Below are 20,853 nucleotides of genomic sequence, written 5' to 3'. Positions count from 1 at the left end.
AACTACTGCCAACACTACTCCCGCCAAACTTCAAAGTAGTCGCATTACTGCGCCCCTCTGGCGACTGGCAGTCTGAGGAAAAGCAACTAGTCGTGGTCAACCCACCCGCCCCCGAACAAGCACTCAACACCGACACCGCAGCGGCAATCAACAGCACTTTGACGACACTCAGGCTCATGGCACGATTCCCCTAGGGATAAAAAGCGACGATCTTGTGCCAACATCCTAGGCGCGCGCCGAACACCGCAACATGAAACTTTCCTGATCGACAGCGCCGGTTCAGAATCGCCTCACCGCCAGACAAGGACATCCCATGCAATTCCTCCCCCTCACCGACGCCAGCCCCGCCATCCAGGCCCACGTCCGCACCCTGCGCAACCAGCAAGACGTGCGCAAATTCATGTACACCTCACATGAAATCACCGAACAGGAACACGCGAACTGGCTGGCCTCGTTGCAGGGGAACCCACGGCAGCAAGTGTTCGTGGTGATTAAGGATGAGCAGGCGGTTGGGGTTGTTTCGTTGAATGTGATCAACGTTTTACACAAGACCGCTGATTGGGCGTTTTATCTGGACGTCGGGTTGCAGGGCAAGGGGTTGGGCAGCTTGGTCGAGTTCTGGATGCTCGATTACGCGTTTGATGTGGCGGGGTTGGAGAAGCTGAATTGCGAAGTGCTAGCGATGAATGCGGCGGTGGTGAAAATGCATCAGAAGTTTGGATTTGAGGTTGAAGGTGTTCGGCGGCAGAACGTGGTTAAGGATGGGGTGCGGGTTGATGTGGTTTTGTTGGGCATCACTAAAGCAGAATGGCAGAACAAGCGCCCTGCCCTGGCGCCTGTAATCGAACGTCTTAATACCGTATAGCGCCTGGAGCCGAGTTTGAAACGTGAACTGAGTCCTGCCGAGCTTTACGAAATCAGAGCAACCTTGTCCTGGATCTTTGTCCACACCGGCGTGGACTTCCCCTACATCGCCAGCAAAGTCGAGGGCTACGACCCGGAACAGATCAAAGACATTTTGTACGCGGAAGTCGCCGTCATCTGCGCAGGGAATCTGGAATGCGTACTGCCGCCAAACTGGACAGGTTTCGACCCTGACGCGTTGAACCGGGATATCGAGCAGATGCTGCTTGCAAGCAAGAACAGCTGGATTCGGCGGCAACTTCACAAGATGCACACTGCCTGGCTGCGGTATAGCTATCGGGAAGTCTGGGTAGGCATCACCGCTCACTGCGAAGGCTGGCGTTGAGTCGACGCTACATGGGCCAGCGAAGGCCGTCACTTGAATGTGGACAGGGAGTCAAACATGGAAAATCCAGCCCGCACGACCACCACCCGCGCCAAGCGCGACTGGGCTTCAGCAACAGACAAAGAGCGCGCCGATGTCCACTGGTCGCTGTCTGACGCGTTTGTCGACAATGAGGTCAACTACGCATTCATCGCACGCCAAACCCAGGATTACGATCCGCAAGAGATCAGGCGAATCCTCTACGAAGAAGTCGCACCGGTGTGTCATACCAATCTTGAAACCGTCATTCCGATAATCTGGTCCGCGTTCAATCTGGAGCAATTACAGGCTGATATAGCAGAAACATTGAAAGTCCGAGAAAGTAGCCGCTTCAGACGTCAGCTAGACAAACTGCTGATTCGCTGGCTTGAATTTCGATACAAATACATATGGCAAGAAATCTCCAGGCACTACACAAAATGACCAGCCCCACCGAGGCGGCGGTCGAACCGCTCGCCACAGTGGGACAGGATTTACGCCTTCACCTCAACGTTATCCAACGCCTGATTCACCGCCAACTCAGCCAGCATCACCACCTGTGCAATACCTAGCGCAGTTTTGCGGCGCGGGTTATCAAGCGTCGCGGCAAAATTGTTGAGCATCTCGGATGCAGAGCCCAGGGTTTCACTGGCATTGGCCAGCAGAGATTCCGAGTCGTATTTCGGATTCGCGTGGTACATGCGTTCGCGCTCGTCGGCGCTGGTCATGGTCTGGTCGGCGGGATGCAGATAGTGGTCGAGCGCACGCTCGGCGGCTTCGTGGAGTTTTTTGGAATTGGGAGATTCGTACGGGGAAGCCGGATCGGTTTCTGGCGGATTGGGCGTTACCTTGAACATAGATGGAGCCTCTAGCGCGATTACTAAATGAAGCCATCACCCTCGCTACCAAACGAAGGGTGGCGGCCATACGCGGGTTGGTAGACCGGTCGCACTAGAACCCGGCGCCCACGAATGGGCCCCACGCATGACCACCATGAAATCCAAGCCCTGGGAAAGCGACTGAACAAGGTGACGCATGCATCTAGACACGAAGCGGGCTACCAAACCCGATCACTGGTTTCAGTGACTCAGGAACGATAGAACCTGCGGTCTAGACGTACAAGCCGGCGGATTCTGTCTTACGTGTAGGGGGTGGCGCAAGGAGTTGTAGGCATTGGACTGCACCATCTCGACTCATCTAAACAAGCTCAGCCTTTGCTGTTTAAATTCACGAAAATTCCGAGTTCCTCGCCATCAGGCACCGACCAAAGCAAGGTTCACACAGCCGGCACCCGTTAATTCGACCCTCATTCAGGCAGGGTTCGTAGTGTGCACTTTGAGTAGAAGTCGGCAGTATAAATCGGTGACCGACCGCGATAATCAGCCCACTGGTGTCGGCGCACGGGGCCAAATGAATCACAGAGGGTAAGGCTTCTCCCAATCCTGATAAACTTCCGCCACTTCGTCTCTCTGATCCAGATTCCCAATGACTCTACAACCCGCCCCACTCTCCCGCCGCTTCTCCGTCGCCCCAATGATGGATTGGAACCGCTAATTCTACAGGCCTTGTAATACACGCCTTGCAGCACGCTACAGAAAACCACGTACCACTTTCGTACCACTCACCGCCTGAAACAGCCTTCGTCTGACCAACAGAACCCTATCCGCATGGTTGATCTATGGTGCTTGTTGCCAGTGCCTGTCGCTCCAATCCCGCCCTCCCCTGCAAACGCCAACATCTGAAGCTGTGCGGTTGAGGTTGCGGGCGCGTGAAGGTAAAGGACTTGAGTACTGCGCGATCCAGCACACAGCTTCTAAAATGCCCCGCCCTAGGCATATTCAGTGTTTTCATGTTGACCCACGGGAAAGAGGTTAGGAAGGTTAGTTTTTTGCCTTCCGCCCTGAATGCCTTGATTGGCGTGGGTTTGCGACGACCCCGTAAGGTTAGGTTTTGGTTAACATAAGGTTATTTCCTAACCTTTATAGATGTTAAAAAACCAATAAATAAATTCCTTATAAATCAGTATCTTAAAATTTACTAACCTCCGACCTAACCATAACTAACCCTCTAAAGTTAGCCCTCAAGCCCAGTAAATTCGGGCCCTCCAGCGCCCCCAGCCGCGCCTTTTCAAAAACTAACCCTTTTCCCGAGCCACCTCCCAGATTCGCTGGTTGAGTGCCCGCTTACCTCATTCGCAGAAATACCGCCCCTCAGAACTCCGCAGCTTTCGGAATTCGGAACCCAGTACACAGCCTGCGCCACGACCTTTCAAATTTGCCTACCCTCGCAGGGATCCGCAGGCTTTTTCCGCACCACAATCTCCTACGCAGCCCACAGCCCGCCGTGCGTCCAGCAGGGTGCAGAAGTGCAGAAAAAACGACCCATTTAGCCCGCAGGCGTGGCGGGGGGACGACTGCGCGCGCCAGGTGCAGACCCGCCGCCGACCGCCATGCAGCGTTCGGAGCGTGGCAGTTGTGACCATGAAGCCATTGGTCACAATCACAGGGTTGGTTTGAGCTTCCCAGTTGGTCAAAATCACGGAACTACTTTGCGCGGCTGTTTCGGGGATCGAAACAATCGGCGTGTTGCAATGGACCGACGATCAATAAGGAAGAAGACATGAAGCATCAACTGATGCCCGTCCCGTTTTATGAGGACACCGTGGTCCTTATCGGCAAAAACAATGACCCGTTTGTAGCAATGAAACCCGTAGTGGAGAACCTCGGGCTGGCTTGGCAGTCACAACACGTCAAGCTGACGGAAAAGTTTGGTACAAATATCACGGAAATCGTGACGGTTGCCGAAGACGGTAAAACGAGAGGAATGGTGTGCCTGCCCCTTCGGAAGCTACCAGCATGGCTTTACTCAATAAGCCCGAACAAAGTGAAGCCCGAGTTGCACGACAAGATCGTCCGGTATCAGGAAGAGTGCGACGATGCACTTTGGGATTACTGGACTAAAAAAAGCGTCACTCGAAGTGGCGTACCGAACGTCACTCAACAGATCGCCCTTTCCCGCCATCGCATTGCTCTTCTTAAAGAATTGCAGCGCACCCGCAACCACGCTATACGCGCCACCATTCAGGAAGAGGTCATTCAGCTTTCAGTGCAACTGAGCCTCAGCGCTCCCAACATGGACGATATCGGCGTAGCTGAACCTCCACAGCCGGAGATCCTGGCCGATTTCTGGGCCGCGTTGCGGCACCTAGACGAGAAGGGAATCAAGTACAACCATGCGATTAAGTCGACCTTACTGGCGTTTCGCTTTGAAGATCTGGCCAATCTGTTTAAAAAACACGGCATTAACATCAAGTTAGATGACGTATTGATTAGAGCACTGAAGTCATCCACAGCTCCGCGATACATCAACCATAACTCTTCGCTCTACAGTGGCATTGAACGCACCACCATGAGGTGCTGGGTATTTGAAGCACTCCCCAGCATCTTTAATGGATGATGACCCGACGCGGCAGGCAGAAATATGCTCGCGGCAAGCGACTCCTAGGCAACACACTCAAATGCTCGACCAAGGGGGTTGAAAGCTCCTTGCGGGAACCGTGACTCCGGGGGCGGCTTCAGGGAGCACGATGGGCCACGGCTTGCGTAGACGTTGCAAAACGTGAACAAATGCATCACACTAATCCCATGATCAAGACATTCCAGCACAAAGGCCTTAAGGCCTACTTTGAAACCGGGACCACCAAAGGCATCCAGGCCGATCATACAAAACGCCTCAGTTTCATTCTGGCAGCGCTTGATATTGCAAGCGTACCGAGCGAACTGAACCTGCCGGGATATCGTTTGCACCCACTCAAAGGTCAGTTGGCCAGCTACTGGTCAATGACCGTAAGCGGTAACTGGCGCGTAATTTTCCGGTTTGTCGGTGCTGACGTCGAACTGGTTGATTACCTCGACTATCACTGAAAGGAGGAGCCCACATGGCTATGCATAACCCACCTCATCCAGGCGAGATGATTTACGACATGCTGCCGGAGCTGAATGTAAAAATCGCCGAGATGGCTCGACGCTTGCACTTTTCCCGTGAAATGCTTTCGCGCGTGATTCACGGACACGCCTCGATCAGCCCCGACCTCGCTGTGCGTCTGGAACGGTCCGGACTAAGCACTGCCCGCTTTTGGCTAGCGTTGCAAATGAACTATGACCTTTGGCAAGCAGAGCATCGCGAACAACCACAGGTAGATCGCTTGGTCGCGGCTTGATTAGAGTTACAACTGGTGGCGATCTCTGAGGAGCCCAGATGTTCGTCCAGTTTTACGATGACACTGCCGGCTTGGGTGGAAAGACACGCCGGACTCAACGTAAAGCGTGAAGTAATTTCCCGGAGTTCATCGCGCCCACAAAAAAGCCAGACTCATGCCTGGCTTTTTGGCTTACTTAAGGTCACCAGTTGAAATAGATCAACTCGTTGACCTGCTTACCGCCTCGACCGCCGACGGTGTGGTTCAGTGGCACCTCCTTCAAACGCAAACTGGCAAACACTTCGCGGATCTGCGGGTGATCCCCAATGGAAATCACCATCCGCCCCTTGATCGAGCGGGCCAGTGCTGCCATCGCTTCGTATTCGGAAAAAGCGAAATCGCCCACCTCATACCCGGCGGTCTGCCAATACGGGGGATCGAGATAGAACAAGGTGTGCTCGCGGTCATAACGCTGGATGCACGCCTTCCAGTCCAGGTGCTCGATGGTAGTGCGCGCCAACCGCAGGTGCGCCTCGCTCAGTTTCTCCTCAATGCGCAACAGATTCAGTTTCGGTGGCGAGGTGGTCGCGGTGCCGAAGGTCCGTCCCGTGGGTTTGCCGCCGAAGCACTGCTGCTGCAGGTAGAAAAACCGTGCCGCGCGTTGAATGTCGGTCAGCGTCTGCGGGATCTGCTGCTTGGTCCATTCGAACATCTTGCGGCTGACCAATGACCAGCGAAAGTGCCGGATCAGTTCCTCCAGGTGATGGGCCACCACCCGGTACAGATTCACCACCTCTCCGTCGAAGTCATTGATCACCTCGACCTTGCTAGGCTCCTTCATGAAAAACAACGCCGCGCCGCCGCAGAACGGCTCGACGTAGCACTCGTGTTCCGGGAACTCTGGAAGAATGTGTTTGGCAAGGCGGCGCTTGCCGCCCATCCATGGAATGATCGGTGTGCTCATAAGTGATCCTTGTTTCATTAAGTGGATTCGCTTAGGCTTCGCACCCCCTGCGCAGTGGGGCGAGGCCTTGGTTGGAGCACTCGGGTAATTCGAGTGTTTCAGCGTCGGGTCGGTGTTGACGCACCGGCTCGTCGCCTCGTTTACTGCGCGGGGGTTCTACTTCTCCCCTCCTCCAAGCTCAAACGGCTTGAAGCGCACAACTTCCTCGCCGACCCAGTCGTTCAACAGAGCCAGGCGGGTTTGAATCGGTTCCAGTTCCAGAGTGGCCCAGACACTGGCCGCTTCCTGCGGTGAACCAAAGCCCCCTGCGTTCTTCGGCACGATGCCCATCAGCTGTGGATAAACCCGCAGCGCAGCCAATACGTCCTCAAGGGTTTTGTCCTTGATCGAGTTGAATTCATCCTTGGCCGCGACTTCGCTGACCGGGATCAACTGGATGCCCTCCTTCTTGCCATTGGGCGCGTACACAAACAGGTTGCGAAAGTTTCCCGGCCCCTTGGCATTCTTCAATGCCGTGCGCAAATCGTTGATGTCCTCCTCGTTCTGCGCCGCGTCGGTCATGTACAAAATGAAACCAGCGTGGCTGCCGTTCTCGTAGTACTTGCGCCGAAACAAGGTCGCGGACTGATTCAGCAGCGCCGATTGCAAGGCGCAGATCCATTCGGGCAGGCCGTAGATCTCCTGGTGCAGATCCAGCTCACGCAGCTGAAAAATGCTTCCAGCGTCGAACTCGTGCTCCTGCTTCCAGCCTTGCACCTGAAAAAAACGGTCATCTTTGCCCACCCGCATGTACTTGGCCAACGTCGGCTTCAAGGCCAGAGTCGAGCCGAACAACGAGCGGCGTTTCTCCACATAGCCATTGCCTAGGCACAGGTAGTCCTGAGCGTATTGCTCAAAAGCTTGTCGAGAAAAAAGCTTGTGTGGAATGAAGGTGCGGCTCAGCTGGTTGCGCTTGAAGCGCAGGCCCGAGTCCAGGTGTACGCTGGCCTTGATCGAGCGGGCCAATCCGTCAATCGACAGCGGTGGCTCGAACCAGCGGCCGTTGTACCAGCACTCCAAGTAATCAAAAATTTCGTTGGCCGACAGCACCGACTCGGGCGCGCCGAAAGTAAACGCCATCGCGCCCTTCTGCGTGCCCGTCTCCTGCACTTCGGTCGCTTCGGTTAATTCTTGCTCTGTGGTCATCTAAAAAATCTCCATCCGACCGGTGTTGGCAATGGTCTGCCCTTCCAGCGGCTCGTTTTGCAATGCATGAAAAAGTGCCCACGCCAGATCCGCGTGACCGGTGGAATCATTGCGGCCGGCCGTGTAGGTGAACTGACGACCGCCGGCGGTGATGGTCTTGCGGATCGCCATCAGTGCCTGGGCAAAGTCGGTCCAGCCGGCGTCGAACTCCAGACGGCCCTTGTGGATAACGTCGTACGCTTTCAGGACCAGCCGAGTTTTCACTTCGGGCGAGTAGCTGAAGGTGGTGATGTTGGGGAAGAACTGCTTCACCAGCTGGGCCACGCCAGAGCCCATGCCCGTGACATCGATGCCGATGTAGGTCACCCAGTAGCGCTGGGTGATCTGGCGAATCGCCTCGGCCTGTGCGGCAAAATCCATCCCGCGAAACTGGTGACGCTCGAGCACGCGGAACTTGCCACCCGGGACCAGCGGCGGCGCCACGACCACCAGCCCCGAGCTGTCGCCGGTTTCGGCGGGGTCATAACCCACCCACACCTGTCGGTCTGCAAACGGCCGCGCGGCGAAGGGCTTGTAGTCCTCGGCCCACTCCACCCAGCTATCGATCATGCAGGGCTGCAACACTGCCAGCGGAAAGATGCTCGCGCCGTCATCGACGAACTGGCACATCAGCAGGTTTTGGAACGCGGCCGCGTCGTACTCCAGGCGCAGCTCTTCCAGGTCGAACAGGTCGCAGCCGCGCTCCTCAGCATCGAGGATGGTGACGATCTGTCGCCACAGTCGGTCCTCACACAATCGGCCCTGCTGCAGCGCCCCGTGGGACACGTCCAGGTTGATGCGATTGGCCGCCGGTTTGCCCTTGTTGAAACGCTCACCGGTCCAGAACGTATAGGCCTCGTGGGCCATGCTCGACGGCGTGGAGAAATAGGTGCGCCGGTATTGCTTCTGCATCGCCATGCCACTGGCGACTTTGTTCAGCTCGTTGAACTTGAAGGTCCAGAAGAATTCGTCGAAGTAAAAATTGCCGTGGTAGCCCTGCGCGGTGCGCGCGTTGGTGCCCAGAAAATGCAGCTCGGCGCCGTTGGCCAGAATGATCGGATCGCCTGTAACCTCAATGCCGACCACTTCCCGGGCAAAGGCCTGGATGTACGCTTTGAAGATGTGCGCCTGATTCTTTGAAGCTGACAGGAAAATCTGGTTGCGCCCGGTGGTCAGCGCATCGATCAGCGCTTCGCGGGCAAAGTAGAAGGTGGCACCGATCTGCCGACTTTTCAGGATCGCGCGGGTGCGTTGATTGCCGGCCCGGTACCAGTCCAACTGATACCCAAAACAGCCGTCGACAAAGGCCTCGGTCAGCAGCTCGATATGGTCTTCGCTGAACTCGTTACGCTTGGCTTTCTTTTTCGGGCCGGCGTTGCGTGCGCCCAGTTTCGGGTTGAGTTCGGCGTCGGTGCCACCGTCTTTGTAACGCTCAATGCGCGCCTGTCGTTCCAACTGGCGGTGCAGCAGGTCAATTTCCTTGAAGTCGCCACCGGTCTTGTTGTCCTTGAGGATCAGTTGCACCAACCGCGCTTCCAACGCCCCGCCGATGCGCTCGACGTTGTCCGCACGGTCCCACTCGTCGCGGGCCTTCCAGCTGTGGACGGTCTTTTCCCGCTCCTTCAGGTATTGGGCAATTTCGGTGACACGCCAGCCCGTCCAGTACAAAAACTTGGCCTGGCGGCGGTTATCACGGATGGGAAGTTCAACGATGGCATTCATGGCGCAGATGCTGCCCTTCACGCGCGCGATAAACCCGCCGTGCACGTTGTAGAACGCCGCTCTACAAGTGCGACTCGTTGCCCGCGCGCGTCCAGCTCCCGACCATGGCCCCATCGCAACGACGTTCACCGTCACAGCTCTGAGGACACCCAATGGCCAGCCCCACCGTAAAAAAATTTCGCTCCCAATGGACCCGGATCGCCGTCGAAGGCGCGACCACCGATGGCCGTAACATTGAACGCAGCTGGATCGAGGACATGGCGGCGCAATACAGCCCCAACACCTACGGCGCGCGAATCAATTGCGAGCACATCAAAGGGTACTGGCCGGGTGGCGAGTTTGGTGCCTACGGTGACGTGATCGCGCTCAAGGCTGAAGAAGTCGAGATTGCCGGCGCGAAAAAACTGGCCCTGTTCGCCCAGCTGGAGCCCAACGAAGCCCTGCTCGCCTTGAACAAAAAACGCCAGAAGATCTACACCTCGGCCGAGATTCAGCCCTTGTTTGCCGACAGCGGCAAAGCCTATCTGGTGGGTCTTGCGGTCACCGACACCCCGGCCAGTCTGGGCACGGAGGCGCTGTCGTTCAGCGCCCAGCACGGCACCCTCGCCAGTCGTAAAGTCCACGCCGACAACCTGTTCACGGCTGCTGAAGAAGTAGCCCTGGTATTCGAGGAAGTCGCGGATACCGAGAGCAAGGTCAAAGTTCTGCTCAACCGCGTCACCGAGATGCTGGGCAAGACCAAGGACAAATCAAGTAAGGACGACGCGCAGTTTTCCGAGTTGGGTGAGGTCGTGGAAGCGCTGGCCAGCCATGCCGCCGAGCAGGCCAAAGCCCTCACTACCGGCCAGACCGAGTTCACGGCGTTAAAGGGAAAGCACGACAAGCTCAGCGCTGATTTTGCCGACCTGGTCGCCCGTCTCGACAAGACCGCTGACCACAACCAGCTTTCGCGTCCGATCGTCACCGGTGGCGACGGCGCTGTACTGGCTACCTACTGATTACCGCCCCCTTTCGGAGAACTCCATGCGTAACGATACCCGCCTTGTCTTCAATGCTTACCTCAAGCAGGTCGCCCTGCTCAATACCATTACCGCCGCGACCGAGAAATTTAACGTCACACCGTCAATCCAGCAAAAACTGGAAGCGGCAATCAAGGAGTCGAGCGACTTCCTAAAGCGCATCAACGTGATCGGGGTTGATGAACAGGAAGGCGAAGCCATCGGCTTGGGCGTGCTCAGTACCATCGCGGGTCGCACCAACACCGCCAGTAATCCACGTACACCGCGCGATGTCAGTAACCTGACCAAAGACAGCTACAGCTGCAAGAAGACCGACTTTGACACCGCGATCCCGTACAAGCTGCTTGATGCCTGGGCCAAGTTCCCGGAATTCCAGGCGATGCTGTCCGCCGCGATCACCCAAGCTCAGGCACTGGACCGGATCATGATTGGCTTCAACGGTACTTCCGTGGCAGCCAACACGGATCGCGACGCCAATCCTCTGCTGGAAGACGTCAACATCGGCTGGCTGCAAAAGTACCGCTTGAATGCACCGGAACGCGTGATGTCGTCCGGTTCGGCACCCGGCAAAATCACCATCGGTGCCACGGGTGACTACAAGACGCTGGACGGCCTGGTCTACGACGCCATCCAACTGCTCGATCCGTGGCACCGCCGACGCCCTGACTTGGTGGTGCTGGTCGACCGCGACCTGTTGCACGCCAAGTTCCTGGCAAACATCGAAGGCGCTTCGGACAACGAAAACGAACTGGCGGCCGCACGCATTATCGCCAACGCCACCCTCGGCGGGCGCCCCATCGTTGACGCGCCGTTTTTCATCGAACGCGGGATCATGATCACCGCGCTGAGCAACCTGTCGATCTATTGGCAGACCGGTGCTCGTCGCAGGCACATCAAGGACCAACCAGAATGGGATCGCATTGCTGACTTCCAGTCGTCCAATGAGTCTTACGTCATCGAGGACTACGGTCTCGGCGCGCTGATCGAGAACATTGAAGAAGCGGACCCAAGCGCGCCAGTGGATTCGGCGGGGGCCAAAAGCTGATGGCCCTGTCCCTCGCTCAACGTCACCAACGCCGCGCTCTCGCCGCCAAGCAAGCCGCGATTGCATCGCCGCTGACCAGCATGCAAGGCGCAACGGCATACGAACTTCAGCTCGCTCAACTGCTGCAGGACCGCCTGCGCCTCAAGCAGGTGCAGTCCACGCAAGGTAAGGCTGAACTGAAAGCCCAGTTGCTGCCGGCTTACCTGCCCTATGTCCAAGGCGTGCTGCAAGCGGGCCAAGGCGCACAGGATGAAGTGCTGACCACCATCATGGTTTGGCGTATCGATGCCGGCGATTTTGCCGGGGCGCTGGACATTGCGGCCTATGTGTTGCAGCACAAAATGCTCATGCCTGACCGCTTTGAACGCACCACGGGTTGCCTGATTGCTGAAGAGATCGCCGAAGCGGCGCTGAAGGCCCAAAAGGCCGGAGGCACGTTCAATATCGATGTGCTGCTGTACACCGAGCAGGTAACCGCCAAGGAAGACATGCCCGACCAAGCCCGCGCCAAGCTGCACCTGGCAATCGGCAAGGCGTACGCCGCAAAGGTATCGGACGAAAACCCCGCAGGCATGGACATTGGCTGGCTTGAAGGTGCCAAAGCGCACCTGACTAAAGCCATTGACCTGCACAGCAACTGCGGCGGCAAAAAGGATTTGGAGCGCGTCGAACGCCTCCTGAAAAAATACACTGCCCCCGGCAGTTAACCGAGCGTTCCCACGCTACCCGCCGGCTCGGGGCGGATCGATCAGGACAGCATTCCTGAACGTGAAACCCCGACCACCGGCGATCCACGGAGCCTAGATGAACACTGACTTCGCTCGATCTTATTTGGGTGACTTCACCCTGCCAGAATCCGAAACACGTCTGCAGGCGCTGGCTGAGGACTACTGCCGAGAGACTGAAGCCTACGACCTTACCGTTTGCAGTGGCCCTCTTGGACGTGATGGAATTCTTCCCGACAATCATCAGGAACTGGCGTTGATCAATCGTCATGCCCAACAAGTCTTCGACCGCCTTTGCGATATACATGCCGGGACGTTCACACGCGAACAAACCCGTCACGCCATCGCCCGTTTTGAGTGCATCGGGGGCGTGCGATGAGTGGGTTTGTTGCCGGCGGCTCAGCGCCCAGCGGTGAAATCCGCTCCGATTCGTTTTGGCCCACGATTGACCTGGACCGCCTGCGCGCCACGCTGCGTATTGACTCCAGCGTCAGCACGCCGCGCCTTGAAACCGCAGCCATCGCCGCCGTCATAAACGTCAACCGCGAACTGGCCGAATGGCGGGCAACCCAACAAGCCGCCGGTTATGCCAAGTTGGCCGATGTACCCGGTGACACCGTCAACGACGTCTCGACCTTGGTCCACCTGTACCACCGCGCCGTCGAAGCCTCGACCGGCGCCGAAGTGTGCGAGCGCTATCGCTCCTATGACACTACCAGTGCCGGCAGCCAGAACGCCGAAGAACTGACACCGAGCGTCGACGAATACCGCCGCGATCAACGCTGGGCGATCCGCGACTTTCTCGGTCGCCCGCGCAGCACCGTGGAGCTGATCTGATGGGCGTCATATTGATCGCGCAACAAAACGACACCGTCGATGCCCTGTGTTGGCGGCATTACGGGCGGACCACCGGGGTGACCGAGGACGTCCTCGCCGCTAATCCCGGGCTGGCCGACCACGGCCCAAACTTGCCGCAAGGGTTGGCCGTGAACATGCCAATCATTCAGGTCGCGGCCCCGCAACGGCAAATGGTGAACCTATGGGACTGATCATCACACGCGGAGGCATGCCGCATGGCTGATCCCACCTCCAGTACCGTCACCGGCCTGTTGATGGGGCTTGGCGTGGCCACGGCCATGCCGATCATAGATGGTGAGGCTCTGTTCGGCGCGATCCTCGGTGCCTGGCTGGTCACCAGTACCAAGAAAGACCTCAAGGTCTGGCAGCGCCTTGGTTCGCTCGTGCTGTCGGCCAGCGTCGGCTACCTGTTCGCGCCGATGACCGTGCAGATCCTGCCACTGGTGACCAGTGGCGGCGCGGCCTTTGGCAGCGCGCTCTTGATCATTCCGATCAGCATCAAAGCTATGCTTTGGATTGAGAAAGCCGACTTGTGGGACATCCTCAAACGCATCAAAGGAGGCTGACATGCCCGACATGGAATGGGTGGTGCAACTGATCACCGCCCTCGCCTACCTGGTCAGCGCCGTGCGTCTGGCCAGCTATCACCGAGGCGGCGCGCACTTTCGGCGCGCGATCTCGCTGTTGGCCAGTCTGCTGGGGGCGTCGTTGTGCCTCAGCGCGCTGGAAATCCTGCTCTATTGGACGCCGGTCAGCCTCTGGCATGCGACCACGGCCGTGCTGCTGTGTGTGCTGATTATCCGTTCTCGCGGCAACGTCGCCGCCCTGCTGAGACCCAACCCATGAATATCACCCTGCGTTACGGTGACCGCGGCCAAACGGTGCGCTGCCTGCAGCAGCTCCTCAACCGCCACGGTGCTACGTTAGTGCTCGACGGCCATTACAGCGATGTCACCAAACACGCCGTTAAGGTGTTCCAGTTGCACGTAGGGTTGGTCGCCGACAGCATCGCCGGCCCCAAAACCCACACAGCCTTGACCGGGGGCAATTGCCAGCGCTTCCTGAAACACGTCGACCTGTCGCATGCAGCACAACGGCTGGGGGTGCCGCTGGCCAGCATCTACGCGCTCAATGAAGTCCTGTCACGGGGGATGGGCTTTCTCGACAATGGCAAGCCACTGATCCTGTTTGAACGCCATCTGATGTATTGCCAATTGACCATCCCACAGTTGCCCGATGACGATGCGGCGTCCCTGCAGCAGCACGCTGATCACCTTGTCGCCCTCCACCCGGCCCTAGTCAATCCGCAGCCCGGGGCGTATGCCGGAGGCACCGCTGAACATCAACGCCTCTGCATGGCCCGCCTGCTCGATGAAAGCGCCGCACTGCAAGCCACCGCGTGGGGGGCGTTCCAGATCCTGGGCTTTCATTGGCAGCGCCTGGGTTATGCCAGTGTGCAGGCCTTTGCCAACGCCATGACCGACTGCGAGGCGCAACAATTTGAAGCGTTCGTTCGGTTCATTCAAACCGATCCGGCCCTTCACAAAGCCTTGAAAGCGCGCAAGTGGGCAGAATTCACGAAAAGCTATATCGGTCCTGATTTCCATCGACAACTGACCGACATCAAGCTGCAGCGCGCTTACGAACGGTACGCCGCCTGCCATCTTGCCAAGGGAGAACCGCATGATTGATCTCGACGCAGTACGAAAGTTAAAGGTGCAGGACGGCGACCTGCTGGTGGTACCGGAAAACACCGAGACAGAAAGCATGCGAGAGTTGTTCGAGGCGCTGCGTTACCTGATGCCCGACAGCAAAATAATTCTCGTCCGTGGTCCGGTCGAGCAACTCGACGTCAAGGCAATGAATCAATTGGGTTGGCACCGCGCATGAACAAACCCGACAGCCTGCGTGCACACCTGCTCGGCACCGTGGCGGAACTTAAACACAACCCCGACCGGCTGATGATCTTTATCGACAACGGCAAGATCCGCTGCACGGCGGCAGCCAGCCTGTCGTTTGAGTACAGCTTTGACCTGCAGGTCATCCTTACCGATTTTGCCGGCCATCCCGACGCCGTCATGTTGCCCCTGCTCGGCTGGATCAGCGTCAACCAATCGGAGCTGCTGGAGAACCTCAACAAATCCGCCGATGGCATCAAGTTCGAAGCCGACATCCTGGACAACAGCAAGGTCGATCTCAGCCTGACGTTATCGCTGACCGAACGGGTGGTGGTCGGTGTCGATGCCGAAGGCAACACCACCGTCACCCACGTCGGCGAACCGCAACGCGTGGCCAACTACCTGGACCCAGCGTGGAAGCCTGGCACGCAAGGCAGCAGCAGCGAATGGTTTGTCCCCGATGGCCGATGACCTGTTGGCATTGGAAGACTGGGCCAGCGGTCTGCTGGACCAGATGGAACCCGGCGCGCGCAGCAAGCTGGCACGGGAGCTGGGGATGCTCTTACGTCGTAGCCAGCAGCAACGCATCGGCGCACAGCGCAACCCAGACGGCACGCCCTATACCCCGCGCAAACCGCGCGAGCTTCGCGGCAAGCAGGGCCGGATCCGGCGCAAGGCGCAGATGTTCAAGAAGCTGCGCACCGCGCGCTATCTGAAAGCCCGGGGCGACGCCAATGCGATGACCGTTGGTTTTGCCGGACGCGTGGCGCGAATTGCCCGGGTGCATCAATACGGCTTGAAAGACCGCGCCGAACGCAACGCACCCGAGGTGCAATACGAGCAACGTCAATTACTGGGGTTCTCCGACGCGGATCGCGACATGATCCGCGACGCCCTGCTGACACATTTGACGGCATGACGATTTGATCAGCCGATCAGAGGCTATTTAAGACGCACGGCACGTCATCGGTCCGACGCCAAGGACTGTTCCAGGTAAGCCGCTACACTTCAAAGACGGTGTGGCCCCTGATGGTATTCACTTCGGAGAATTCTCATGCCTCTCATGCAGCCCGTCATTGATCCGCAATACACTGCCGAAGTAGCAGATAGTTTAAACATCTGGCTGGCGTGCCCTTACACGCGCAATGCACTGCTGGAATGGGTGGAAGCGTCGTTGGTGCTATGGAATCTCACGCGTCAGATCCGACCGGACGTCAGCCCCGAACTGGAACTGAAAATGTTGCGCGAGCAATACCGTGACTGGGTGGAAGCCGAGGACGATATCCGCCAAGCAACATTGTGAGCGTATAGCTCTGCAGCATTGACCTTGCACTGATGTAGCATTTACACCGGACTCAACGCTTCTCACACGTAGCCTTGTAAAACCACGTTTTACAAGGCAAGCCGGCTGCATCCCTCGCGCGCGGGCGTCACCATCGACGCCATGAACGATCTCGCAACCCTCGCCCGCCTGATAGAAAACCTGATCCGCCTTGGCACCGTTGCCGAGGTGCAGCTGTCGCCGCCGCGTGTGCGGGTAAACACCGGCGCCTTGACCACCACTTGGCTGCCTTGGATCGCGTTGCGCGCTGGAGCCGACAAGGACTGGAACCCGCCCACCGTAGACGAACAAGTCCTGCTGTTTAGCCCGTCCGGACAACTGGGCAATGGCATCGTGCTGGCGGGCATTTTCAGCGATCAGAATCCAGCCAACGGCAACCGCCTAGGGCTGCACCGACGCACCTACCCCGACGGCACCGTCATCGAATACGACAGTGCCGCGCATCATCTGCAGGCCGTGCTGGTCGACGGTGCTACCAGTTCGCTGGTCAGTACCGGTGGCATTCGTTTTGTCGGGCCGATCATCCATGAGGGCGATTACACCCAACAGGGCAACTACACCCAAACCGGTGATCAATCTGTCACCGGCAAGATCAATGCTTCCGCCGACGTGGTCGCTGCCGGCATCAGCCTGGTGAACCATCTGCACGGCGGCGTCACCCCGGGTGACGGCCAGACTGGAGCCCCGCAATGAACCGCGAAACCGGCGGTGCCATCGACAGCCTGGCGCACATCGAGCAGTCGATGAGTGACATCCTCACCACCCGCATTGGTACCCGGGTTATGCGCCGTGAATATGGCAGCTTGCTGCCCGAGCTGGTCGACGCTCCCTTTAACGACTTCACTATCCTGCGAGCCTACTCGGCCACGACCATGGCGCTGATGCGCTGGGAACCGCGGATTATATTGAGCCGTGTGCAACTGGTCGGTGCCACCCTCGCCGGCGGCTGTGAACTGGATCTGGAAGGCAGCCTGGTCGACAGCAACAAGCCGCTGAACCTGAGACTGCCGCTCGCGCTGGGGGGCAGCGTATGAGCACCTTTGCTGCCATCGATCTTAAGCAACTGCCCATTCCGCAGATCGTCGAGCAGATCGACTATGAGCAGATCCTCGCCGAGCGCAAGGCGTACACCGTGAGTCTGTGGCCAATGGAGGAACAGGCGGAAATCGCCGCGCGCCTCGATCTGGAATCAGAACCGCTGACCAAGCTGGTCGAGGAAAACGCCTACCGCGAAACCCTCTGGCGCCAACGGGTCAACGAAGCCAGCCTAGCCAACATGCTGGCCTTCGCTGAAGGCACCGATCTGGAAAACCTCGCCGCCAATTTTAACGTCGAACGTCTGGAGATTCAGGCGGGGGATCCCTCGACCTCTCCGCCGATCCCGCGCGTGATGGAAAGCGACGACAGCTTGCGCGAGCGTGCTCAAATGGCCTGGGAAGGACTGAGTACCGCCGGCCCACGTAACAGCTACATCTTCCACGCCCGGGGCGCCGACGGACGCGTGGCCGATGCCACCGTGGACAGTCCGACTCCAGCCGAAGTGGTGATGATCGTCCAATCGGCGCTCGGCACCGGCACCGCCTCGCCCGATTTGATCGCCACCGTGGCAAGCTACCTGAACGATGAAGACCGCCGGCCGGTGGCAGACCGCCTGACCGTCCTCGGCGCAGAGATCATCGACTACGAAGTGAGCGCCACCCTATTTCTGTTATCTCAAGGCCCGGAATCCGAACCCATTCTCGCCGCCGCCGAGGCCAGCCTACGCGCGTACGTTCACCGCCGGCGACGACTGGGCATGGAAGTGTCCGAGTCTGCCCTGCACGCGGTTCTGCACGTCGAGGGCGTGCGCAAGGTCGTGTTAAATGATTGGAGCGACATTCTTGCCACGCCCTATCAGGCGCCCTACTGCACGGGTGTGACGCTTACCTTGGGCGACGCGCGATGAACGATCTGTCGCTGCTCCCGCGTAATGCCTCGGAACTGGAGCACCTGGCCGCGCGAGCGATGGCCCAGATCCAGCGCGTGCCGATTCCGCTGCGCCAGCTTTATGACCCGGACAAGTGTCCGCTCGACTTACTGCCATACCTAGCTTGGACGTTCTCGGTCGACCGTTGGGACAGCCAGTGGTCAGAAGCCGCCAAGCGCGCGGCCGTGCGTTCGGCGCACTACATCCATTCGCACAAGGGCACCATCGGTGCGTTGCGCCGGGTGGTCGAGCCACTGGGCTACCTGATCGAGGTCGTGGAGTGGTTCAAAACAGTCCCCGAAGGCGTGCCCGGCACCTTTGCGTTGGAGGTCGGGCTCAACGACGCCGGGATCACCGAAGAGGTGTACGACGAACTGACCTGGTTGATTGATGACGCCCGGCCAGTCAGTCGGCACCTGACCAACTTGATCATTAGCCAGCAGACCCTGGGCGTGCTCGACATTTCCGCCTGTGTGTACGAGGGCGAAGAAATCGATGTGTACCCACCGACTCCGGGTGACATCGAGGTGACCGGGACGTTTGGTCCTGCGCTCGGTGTTGATGAAAACGAAACTATGGATGTGTACCCCCTATGATTGACCAGAACAGTCTGTTTTTTGCCATCCTGACGGCGGTGGGTGAAGCCAAACATGCCAACGCCATTGCCCTGGGGCTGGATTGGAGGTTCACCCACATGGGCATTGGCGATGCCAACGGCACCAACCCAATTCCTGATCGCCTGCAAACGCAGCTGATCAATGAGTGGCGGCGCGCACCGATCAACCAGATTCGGGTCGATTCCACTCAGCCTAACGTGGTAATCACCGAGCAGGTCATCCCGACGGACGTCGGCGGCAAATGGATCAGGGAAATCGGTCTGTACGACGTCGATGGTGACCTGGTCGCGGTGGCCAACTGTGCGCCGAGTTATAAACCGTTACTGTCACAAGGCACCGGCAAGACGCAAGTGGTGCGGATGAACTTCATCGTTAGCAGCTCGGCGAACATCGAGCTGAAGATCGATCCGTCGGTAGTGCTGGCCACCCGTGAATACGTCGACTGGAAGATTCAGGAGGAGTTGGCCAAACTCGATCACAAACACTCAGTACAGTACGCCACCACCGGGGCGATTGCCCTGACTGGGCTGGAGGTGCAGGCGGGCGGTGACTGGGCCGCCACCTTGCCGGCCGGCGCGCGGGTGCTGGTCAAGGACCAAGCCGCGGGCCAGGACAACGGCTTGTACAGCGCGGCCGCCGGCACGTGGACGCGCACCTCTGATGCCGACAGAAATGCCGAGGTGACCTCCGGGCTGCTGGTGTTGGTGGAACAGGGCACGACGCTGGCCGACACCGTTTGGCAGTTGATGACCGATAGCCCTATCACCCTCAACACGACCAACCTGCAGTTCGAGATGATCGCCGGACACGACATCGTTGTTGATGCGCTGTCCGCCAGCCAAAACCTGGCGGATGTGGATGATGTCGCCGCGTCGCGCAGCAACCTCGGCTTGGGCTCCGCAGCGATCCATACCGTGGGTATCGAAGAGAATCAGATCCCGGACATGGTGAGCCGCTTGGGTTTGGGAGGGTGGGGCTATGGCGAACAGGCGCCTTTGGTACAAACGATAGATTTCGACACCTTCGCAGCCCGACATGGGGAAATGGTGCATGTCAGTTCGGCTTGCACCAACGGGCCTCCTAATCTGCTAGGTAACACGACGGCCACCGCTGAGTTTTTTAACGGTGCGACGGGCTGTGTCCATCAGCGTGTGACATTCACCGACGATGCCGGGGTTGGCTATGAAGGGCAAGTGTGGCAGCGCGTTCGCTCACACCCGAGTCAGCCCTGGGGAGCATGGGCCGAGATCACGGTGGCACAAGCCACGGAGACGGTCTTGGGCACGATTCGGATTGCATCTGATGCGGAAGTGGATGTCGGGACCAGTGACTTGACGGTGGTGACGCCGCTCAATCTGGGGCGAAAATTGGCGTCCAAGCTGACGACCACCTTGCATCTGGGGGATACCATCAATCTCAATACGCTGGGTGCGTATGGGCAAGAGGGGGTCTATTACCAAAGCAGTGATGCGCTCGCGGTTCCCGATCGAGGTTATCCGGTCGGTAAATCCGGGACCTTGCTGGTCACCCCCAGCGCCTATGGCCTTCAGCAGGAATACACCACGTACGCCGGCGAAAAGTTCTGCCGTGGGTTGACGGCAACCTTTGACGGTACGGGGCCTTGGGGGCCTTGGATCGAAGTCACGGTGTCGCCAGCGACGGAGGCGGCCCCGGGCACGATCCGGATTGCATCTGATGCGCAAGTGGATGCAGGTGCCAGTGACGCTTCGGCAATTACGCCGCTCAAGTTAAAAAATAAAACCCAGGCCTCCTTGCTTGATGCGACGGCTGGCCGGCTCATGCAAGTGGGCGCATTTGGAATGGGGGCTTCGTCGGCGCTTATTTCCAACACAGATCTAAATGACCAGGACACGACCGGTTTCTATTTCGGTGAACAACTGGTCGGCGCGCCAGATGTCGGTTGGCATCACGTCATTAGCTTGATTCATAACGATAGCTATCGCTTGCAGATCCTGTCTCCTTTTCACGGGACGGGACTGTATTACCG

28 protein-coding genes are annotated in these 20,853 nt (G+C 58.3%); 24 read left to right on the top strand and 4 right to left on the bottom strand.

Annotation, left to right across the window (positions count from 1 at the left end):
• Positions 1–313 precede the first annotated feature (313 nt).
• From pseH to ACIQVE_RS23280, 3 genes are read left to right on the top strand one after another with little or no spacing between them, the layout of a single operon-like run.
• Positions 314–865, top strand: coding sequence for a UDP-4-amino-4,6-dideoxy-N-acetyl-beta-L-altrosamine N-acetyltransferase (gene pseH / locus ACIQVE_RS23290; RefSeq protein ID WP_402812744.1), 552 nt, complete (start codon positions 314–316; stop codon positions 863–865).
• 15 nt (positions 866–880) lie between these two features.
• The gene (locus ACIQVE_RS23285; RefSeq protein WP_402812742.1) at positions 881–1,249 is read left to right on the top strand and encodes a hypothetical protein; all 369 of its coding nucleotides are present in this window, start codon (positions 881–883) and stop codon (positions 1,247–1,249) included.
• 57 nt (positions 1,250–1,306) lie between these two features.
• Positions 1,307–1,711, top strand: coding sequence for a hypothetical protein (locus tag ACIQVE_RS23280; RefSeq protein ID WP_402812739.1), 405 nt, complete (start codon positions 1,307–1,309; stop codon positions 1,709–1,711).
• Positions 1,712–1,761: 50 nt separating this feature from the next.
• Here the strand turns inward: ACIQVE_RS23280 and ACIQVE_RS23275 are convergent, their stop codons facing one another.
• Complete coding sequence (locus tag ACIQVE_RS23275) at positions 1,762–2,124, bottom strand: DUF6124 family protein (protein ID WP_402812736.1); 363 nt, start codon at positions 2,122–2,124, stop codon at positions 1,762–1,764.
• 1,762 nt (positions 2,125–3,886) lie between these two features.
• On the opposite strand from ACIQVE_RS23275, the gene ACIQVE_RS23270 reads away from it, so the two are divergent.
• The 3 genes from ACIQVE_RS23270 (at position 3,887) to ACIQVE_RS23260 (ending at position 5,486) form a co-directional block, all read left to right on the top strand.
• Positions 3,887–4,723: a phage antirepressor N-terminal domain-containing protein gene (locus ACIQVE_RS23270; protein WP_402812733.1), complete on the top strand. Its 837-nt coding sequence runs from the start codon at positions 3,887–3,889 to the stop codon at positions 4,721–4,723.
• Between the two features lie 188 nt (positions 4,724–4,911).
• Positions 4,912–5,190 carry a type II toxin-antitoxin system RelE/ParE family toxin gene (locus ACIQVE_RS23265; RefSeq protein ID WP_402812787.1) on the top strand — a complete coding sequence of 93 codons (279 nt, stop codon included), beginning with the start codon at positions 4,912–4,914 and terminating at the stop codon, positions 5,188–5,190.
• A gap of 14 nt (positions 5,191–5,204) precedes the next feature.
• Positions 5,205–5,486, top strand: coding sequence for a HigA family addiction module antitoxin (locus tag ACIQVE_RS23260; RefSeq protein WP_402812730.1), 282 nt, complete (start codon positions 5,205–5,207; stop codon positions 5,484–5,486).
• 181 nt (positions 5,487–5,667) lie between these two features.
• Here ACIQVE_RS23260 and ACIQVE_RS23255 read toward each other — a convergent pair whose 3' ends face one another.
• From ACIQVE_RS23255 to ACIQVE_RS23245, 3 genes are all read right to left on the bottom strand, one after another.
• The gene (locus ACIQVE_RS23255; protein ID WP_402812728.1) at positions 5,668–6,429 is read right to left on the bottom strand and encodes a DNA adenine methylase; all 762 of its coding nucleotides are present in this window, start codon (positions 6,427–6,429) and stop codon (positions 5,668–5,670) included.
• A gap of 156 nt (positions 6,430–6,585) precedes the next feature.
• On the bottom strand, positions 6,586–7,614 hold the full coding sequence (locus ACIQVE_RS23250) for a phage portal protein (RefSeq protein WP_402812727.1): 1,029 nt from the start codon (positions 7,612–7,614) through the stop codon (positions 6,586–6,588).
• On the bottom strand, positions 7,615–9,375 hold the full coding sequence (locus ACIQVE_RS23245) for a terminase ATPase subunit family protein (protein ID WP_402812724.1): 1,761 nt from the start codon (positions 9,373–9,375) through the stop codon (positions 7,615–7,617). It lies immediately after the preceding gene.
• 152 nt (positions 9,376–9,527) lie between these two features.
• On the opposite strand from ACIQVE_RS23245, the gene ACIQVE_RS23240 reads away from it, so the two are divergent.
• From ACIQVE_RS23240 to ACIQVE_RS23155, 18 genes are all read left to right on the top strand, one after another.
• On the top strand, positions 9,528–10,373 hold the full coding sequence (locus tag ACIQVE_RS23240) for a GPO family capsid scaffolding protein (protein ID WP_402812721.1): 846 nt from the start codon (positions 9,528–9,530) through the stop codon (positions 10,371–10,373).
• A gap of 25 nt (positions 10,374–10,398) precedes the next feature.
• Complete coding sequence (locus tag ACIQVE_RS23235; protein ID WP_402812719.1) at positions 10,399–11,439, top strand: phage major capsid protein, P2 family; 1,041 nt, start codon at positions 10,399–10,401, stop codon at positions 11,437–11,439.
• Entirely contained in the window at positions 11,439–12,146 is a 708-nt protein-coding gene (gene gpM / locus ACIQVE_RS23230) for a phage terminase small subunit (protein ID WP_402812716.1), read from the top strand. Before ACIQVE_RS23235 ends, gpM begins: the two co-directional genes overlap by 1 nt.
• Positions 12,147–12,243: 97 nt before the next feature.
• A complete protein-coding gene (locus tag ACIQVE_RS23225) occupies positions 12,244–12,543 on the top strand; it encodes a hypothetical protein (RefSeq protein WP_402812713.1) in 300 nt (99 codons plus the stop codon).
• On the top strand, positions 12,540–13,001 hold the full coding sequence (locus tag ACIQVE_RS23220; protein ID WP_402812711.1) for a head completion/stabilization protein: 462 nt from the start codon (positions 12,540–12,542) through the stop codon (positions 12,999–13,001). Before ACIQVE_RS23225 ends, ACIQVE_RS23220 begins: the two co-directional genes overlap by 4 nt.
• Complete coding sequence (locus ACIQVE_RS23215; RefSeq protein WP_402812709.1) at positions 13,001–13,213, top strand: tail protein X; 213 nt, start codon at positions 13,001–13,003, stop codon at positions 13,211–13,213. Before ACIQVE_RS23220 ends, ACIQVE_RS23215 begins: the two co-directional genes overlap by 1 nt.
• Before the next feature lie 24 nt (positions 13,214–13,237).
• A complete protein-coding gene (locus ACIQVE_RS23210; protein ID WP_402812706.1) occupies positions 13,238–13,588 on the top strand; it encodes a putative holin in 351 nt (116 codons plus the stop codon).
• A gap of 1 nt (position 13,589) precedes the next feature.
• The gene (locus tag ACIQVE_RS23205) at positions 13,590–13,868 is read left to right on the top strand and encodes a phage holin family protein (protein ID WP_402812704.1); all 279 of its coding nucleotides are present in this window, start codon (positions 13,590–13,592) and stop codon (positions 13,866–13,868) included.
• Positions 13,865–14,713, top strand: coding sequence for an N-acetylmuramidase domain-containing protein (locus ACIQVE_RS23200; RefSeq protein ID WP_402812701.1), 849 nt, complete (start codon positions 13,865–13,867; stop codon positions 14,711–14,713). Before ACIQVE_RS23205 ends, ACIQVE_RS23200 begins: the two co-directional genes overlap by 4 nt.
• Positions 14,706–14,912, top strand: a complete 207-nt coding sequence (locus ACIQVE_RS23195; RefSeq protein WP_402812698.1) for a hypothetical protein — start codon at positions 14,706–14,708, stop codon at positions 14,910–14,912. Before ACIQVE_RS23200 ends, ACIQVE_RS23195 begins: the two co-directional genes overlap by 8 nt.
• On the top strand, positions 14,909–15,391 hold the full coding sequence (locus ACIQVE_RS23190; RefSeq protein ID WP_402812696.1) for a phage tail protein: 483 nt from the start codon (positions 14,909–14,911) through the stop codon (positions 15,389–15,391). The genes ACIQVE_RS23195 and ACIQVE_RS23190 overlap by 4 nt, the downstream gene beginning before the upstream one ends.
• Entirely contained in the window at positions 15,381–15,839 is a 459-nt protein-coding gene (locus ACIQVE_RS23185) for a phage virion morphogenesis protein (RefSeq protein ID WP_402812693.1), read from the top strand. Before ACIQVE_RS23190 ends, ACIQVE_RS23185 begins: the two co-directional genes overlap by 11 nt.
• Positions 15,840–15,974: 135 nt before the next feature.
• Complete coding sequence (locus ACIQVE_RS23180) at positions 15,975–16,223, top strand: hypothetical protein (RefSeq protein WP_402812691.1); 249 nt, start codon at positions 15,975–15,977, stop codon at positions 16,221–16,223.
• A 141-nt stretch (positions 16,224–16,364) separates the two neighbouring features.
• Positions 16,365–16,955, top strand: coding sequence for a phage baseplate assembly protein V (locus ACIQVE_RS23175; protein ID WP_402812689.1), 591 nt, complete (start codon positions 16,365–16,367; stop codon positions 16,953–16,955).
• Positions 16,952–17,296, top strand: a complete 345-nt coding sequence (locus tag ACIQVE_RS23170; protein WP_402812686.1) for a GPW/gp25 family protein — start codon at positions 16,952–16,954, stop codon at positions 17,294–17,296. The genes ACIQVE_RS23175 and ACIQVE_RS23170 overlap by 4 nt, the downstream gene beginning before the upstream one ends.
• Positions 17,293–18,207 (top strand): baseplate assembly protein, encoded by a 915-nt coding sequence (locus ACIQVE_RS23165; RefSeq protein ID WP_402812684.1) that lies wholly within the window; start codon positions 17,293–17,295, stop codon positions 18,205–18,207. The genes ACIQVE_RS23170 and ACIQVE_RS23165 overlap by 4 nt, the downstream gene beginning before the upstream one ends.
• A complete protein-coding gene (locus ACIQVE_RS23160; protein ID WP_402812682.1) occupies positions 18,204–18,824 on the top strand; it encodes a phage tail protein I in 621 nt (206 codons plus the stop codon). Before ACIQVE_RS23165 ends, ACIQVE_RS23160 begins: the two co-directional genes overlap by 4 nt.
• A partial coding sequence (locus ACIQVE_RS23155; RefSeq protein ID WP_402812680.1) for a phage tail protein occupies positions 18,821–20,853 on the top strand: 2,033 nt, incomplete at its 3' end. The genes ACIQVE_RS23160 and ACIQVE_RS23155, both read left to right, overlap by 4 nt.

It is taken from the genome of Pseudomonas sp. NPDC098747 (assembly GCF_044760045.1).
Classification (GTDB): Bacteria; Pseudomonadota; Gammaproteobacteria; order Pseudomonadales; family Pseudomonadaceae; genus Aquipseudomonas.
The sequence above is the reverse complement of the archived record's forward strand: the minus strand, read 5'-3'. Positions and strand labels throughout refer to the sequence as shown.

Bases quoted from the DNA above. Each gene is read 5' to 3' on its own strand.
- pseH (WP_402812744.1), top strand. From the start codon at position 314: ATGCAATTCCTCCCCCTCACCGACGCCAGCCCCGCCATCCAGGCCCAC.
- ACIQVE_RS23280 (WP_402812739.1), top strand. From the start codon at position 1,307: ATGGAAAATCCAGCCCGCACGACCACCACCCGCGCCAAGCGCGACTGG.
- ACIQVE_RS23275 (WP_402812736.1), bottom strand. From the start codon at position 2,124: ATGTTCAAGGTAACGCCCAATCCGCCAGAAACCGATCCGGCTTCCCCG.
- ACIQVE_RS23270 (WP_402812733.1), top strand. From the start codon at position 3,887: ATGAAGCATCAACTGATGCCCGTCCCGTTTTATGAGGACACCGTGGTC.
- ACIQVE_RS23265 (WP_402812787.1), top strand. From the start codon at position 4,912: ATGATCAAGACATTCCAGCACAAAGGCCTTAAGGCCTACTTTGAAACC.
- ACIQVE_RS23260 (WP_402812730.1), top strand. From the start codon at position 5,205: ATGGCTATGCATAACCCACCTCATCCAGGCGAGATGATTTACGACATG.
- ACIQVE_RS23255 (WP_402812728.1), bottom strand. From the start codon at position 6,429: ATGAGCACACCGATCATTCCATGGATGGGCGGCAAGCGCCGCCTTGCC.
- ACIQVE_RS23250 (WP_402812727.1), bottom strand. From the start codon at position 7,614: ATGACCACAGAGCAAGAATTAACCGAAGCGACCGAAGTGCAGGAGACG.
- ACIQVE_RS23245 (WP_402812724.1), bottom strand. From the start codon at position 9,375: ATGAATGCCATCGTTGAACTTCCCATCCGTGATAACCGCCGCCAGGCC.
- ACIQVE_RS23240 (WP_402812721.1), top strand. From the start codon at position 9,528: ATGGCCAGCCCCACCGTAAAAAAATTTCGCTCCCAATGGACCCGGATC.
- ACIQVE_RS23235 (WP_402812719.1), top strand. From the start codon at position 10,399: ATGCGTAACGATACCCGCCTTGTCTTCAATGCTTACCTCAAGCAGGTC.
- gpM (WP_402812716.1), top strand. From the start codon at position 11,439: ATGGCCCTGTCCCTCGCTCAACGTCACCAACGCCGCGCTCTCGCCGCC.
- ACIQVE_RS23225 (WP_402812713.1), top strand. From the start codon at position 12,244: ATGAACACTGACTTCGCTCGATCTTATTTGGGTGACTTCACCCTGCCA.
- ACIQVE_RS23220 (WP_402812711.1), top strand. From the start codon at position 12,540: ATGAGTGGGTTTGTTGCCGGCGGCTCAGCGCCCAGCGGTGAAATCCGC.
- ACIQVE_RS23215 (WP_402812709.1), top strand. From the start codon at position 13,001: ATGGGCGTCATATTGATCGCGCAACAAAACGACACCGTCGATGCCCTG.
- ACIQVE_RS23210 (WP_402812706.1), top strand. From the start codon at position 13,238: ATGGCTGATCCCACCTCCAGTACCGTCACCGGCCTGTTGATGGGGCTT.
- ACIQVE_RS23205 (WP_402812704.1), top strand. From the start codon at position 13,590: ATGCCCGACATGGAATGGGTGGTGCAACTGATCACCGCCCTCGCCTAC.
- ACIQVE_RS23200 (WP_402812701.1), top strand. From the start codon at position 13,865: ATGAATATCACCCTGCGTTACGGTGACCGCGGCCAAACGGTGCGCTGC.
- ACIQVE_RS23195 (WP_402812698.1), top strand. From the start codon at position 14,706: ATGATTGATCTCGACGCAGTACGAAAGTTAAAGGTGCAGGACGGCGAC.
- ACIQVE_RS23190 (WP_402812696.1), top strand. From the start codon at position 14,909: ATGAACAAACCCGACAGCCTGCGTGCACACCTGCTCGGCACCGTGGCG.
- ACIQVE_RS23185 (WP_402812693.1), top strand. From the start codon at position 15,381: ATGGCCGATGACCTGTTGGCATTGGAAGACTGGGCCAGCGGTCTGCTG.
- ACIQVE_RS23180 (WP_402812691.1), top strand. From the start codon at position 15,975: ATGCCTCTCATGCAGCCCGTCATTGATCCGCAATACACTGCCGAAGTA.
- ACIQVE_RS23175 (WP_402812689.1), top strand. From the start codon at position 16,365: ATGAACGATCTCGCAACCCTCGCCCGCCTGATAGAAAACCTGATCCGC.
- ACIQVE_RS23170 (WP_402812686.1), top strand. From the start codon at position 16,952: ATGAACCGCGAAACCGGCGGTGCCATCGACAGCCTGGCGCACATCGAG.
- ACIQVE_RS23165 (WP_402812684.1), top strand. From the start codon at position 17,293: ATGAGCACCTTTGCTGCCATCGATCTTAAGCAACTGCCCATTCCGCAG.
- ACIQVE_RS23160 (WP_402812682.1), top strand. From the start codon at position 18,204: ATGAACGATCTGTCGCTGCTCCCGCGTAATGCCTCGGAACTGGAGCAC.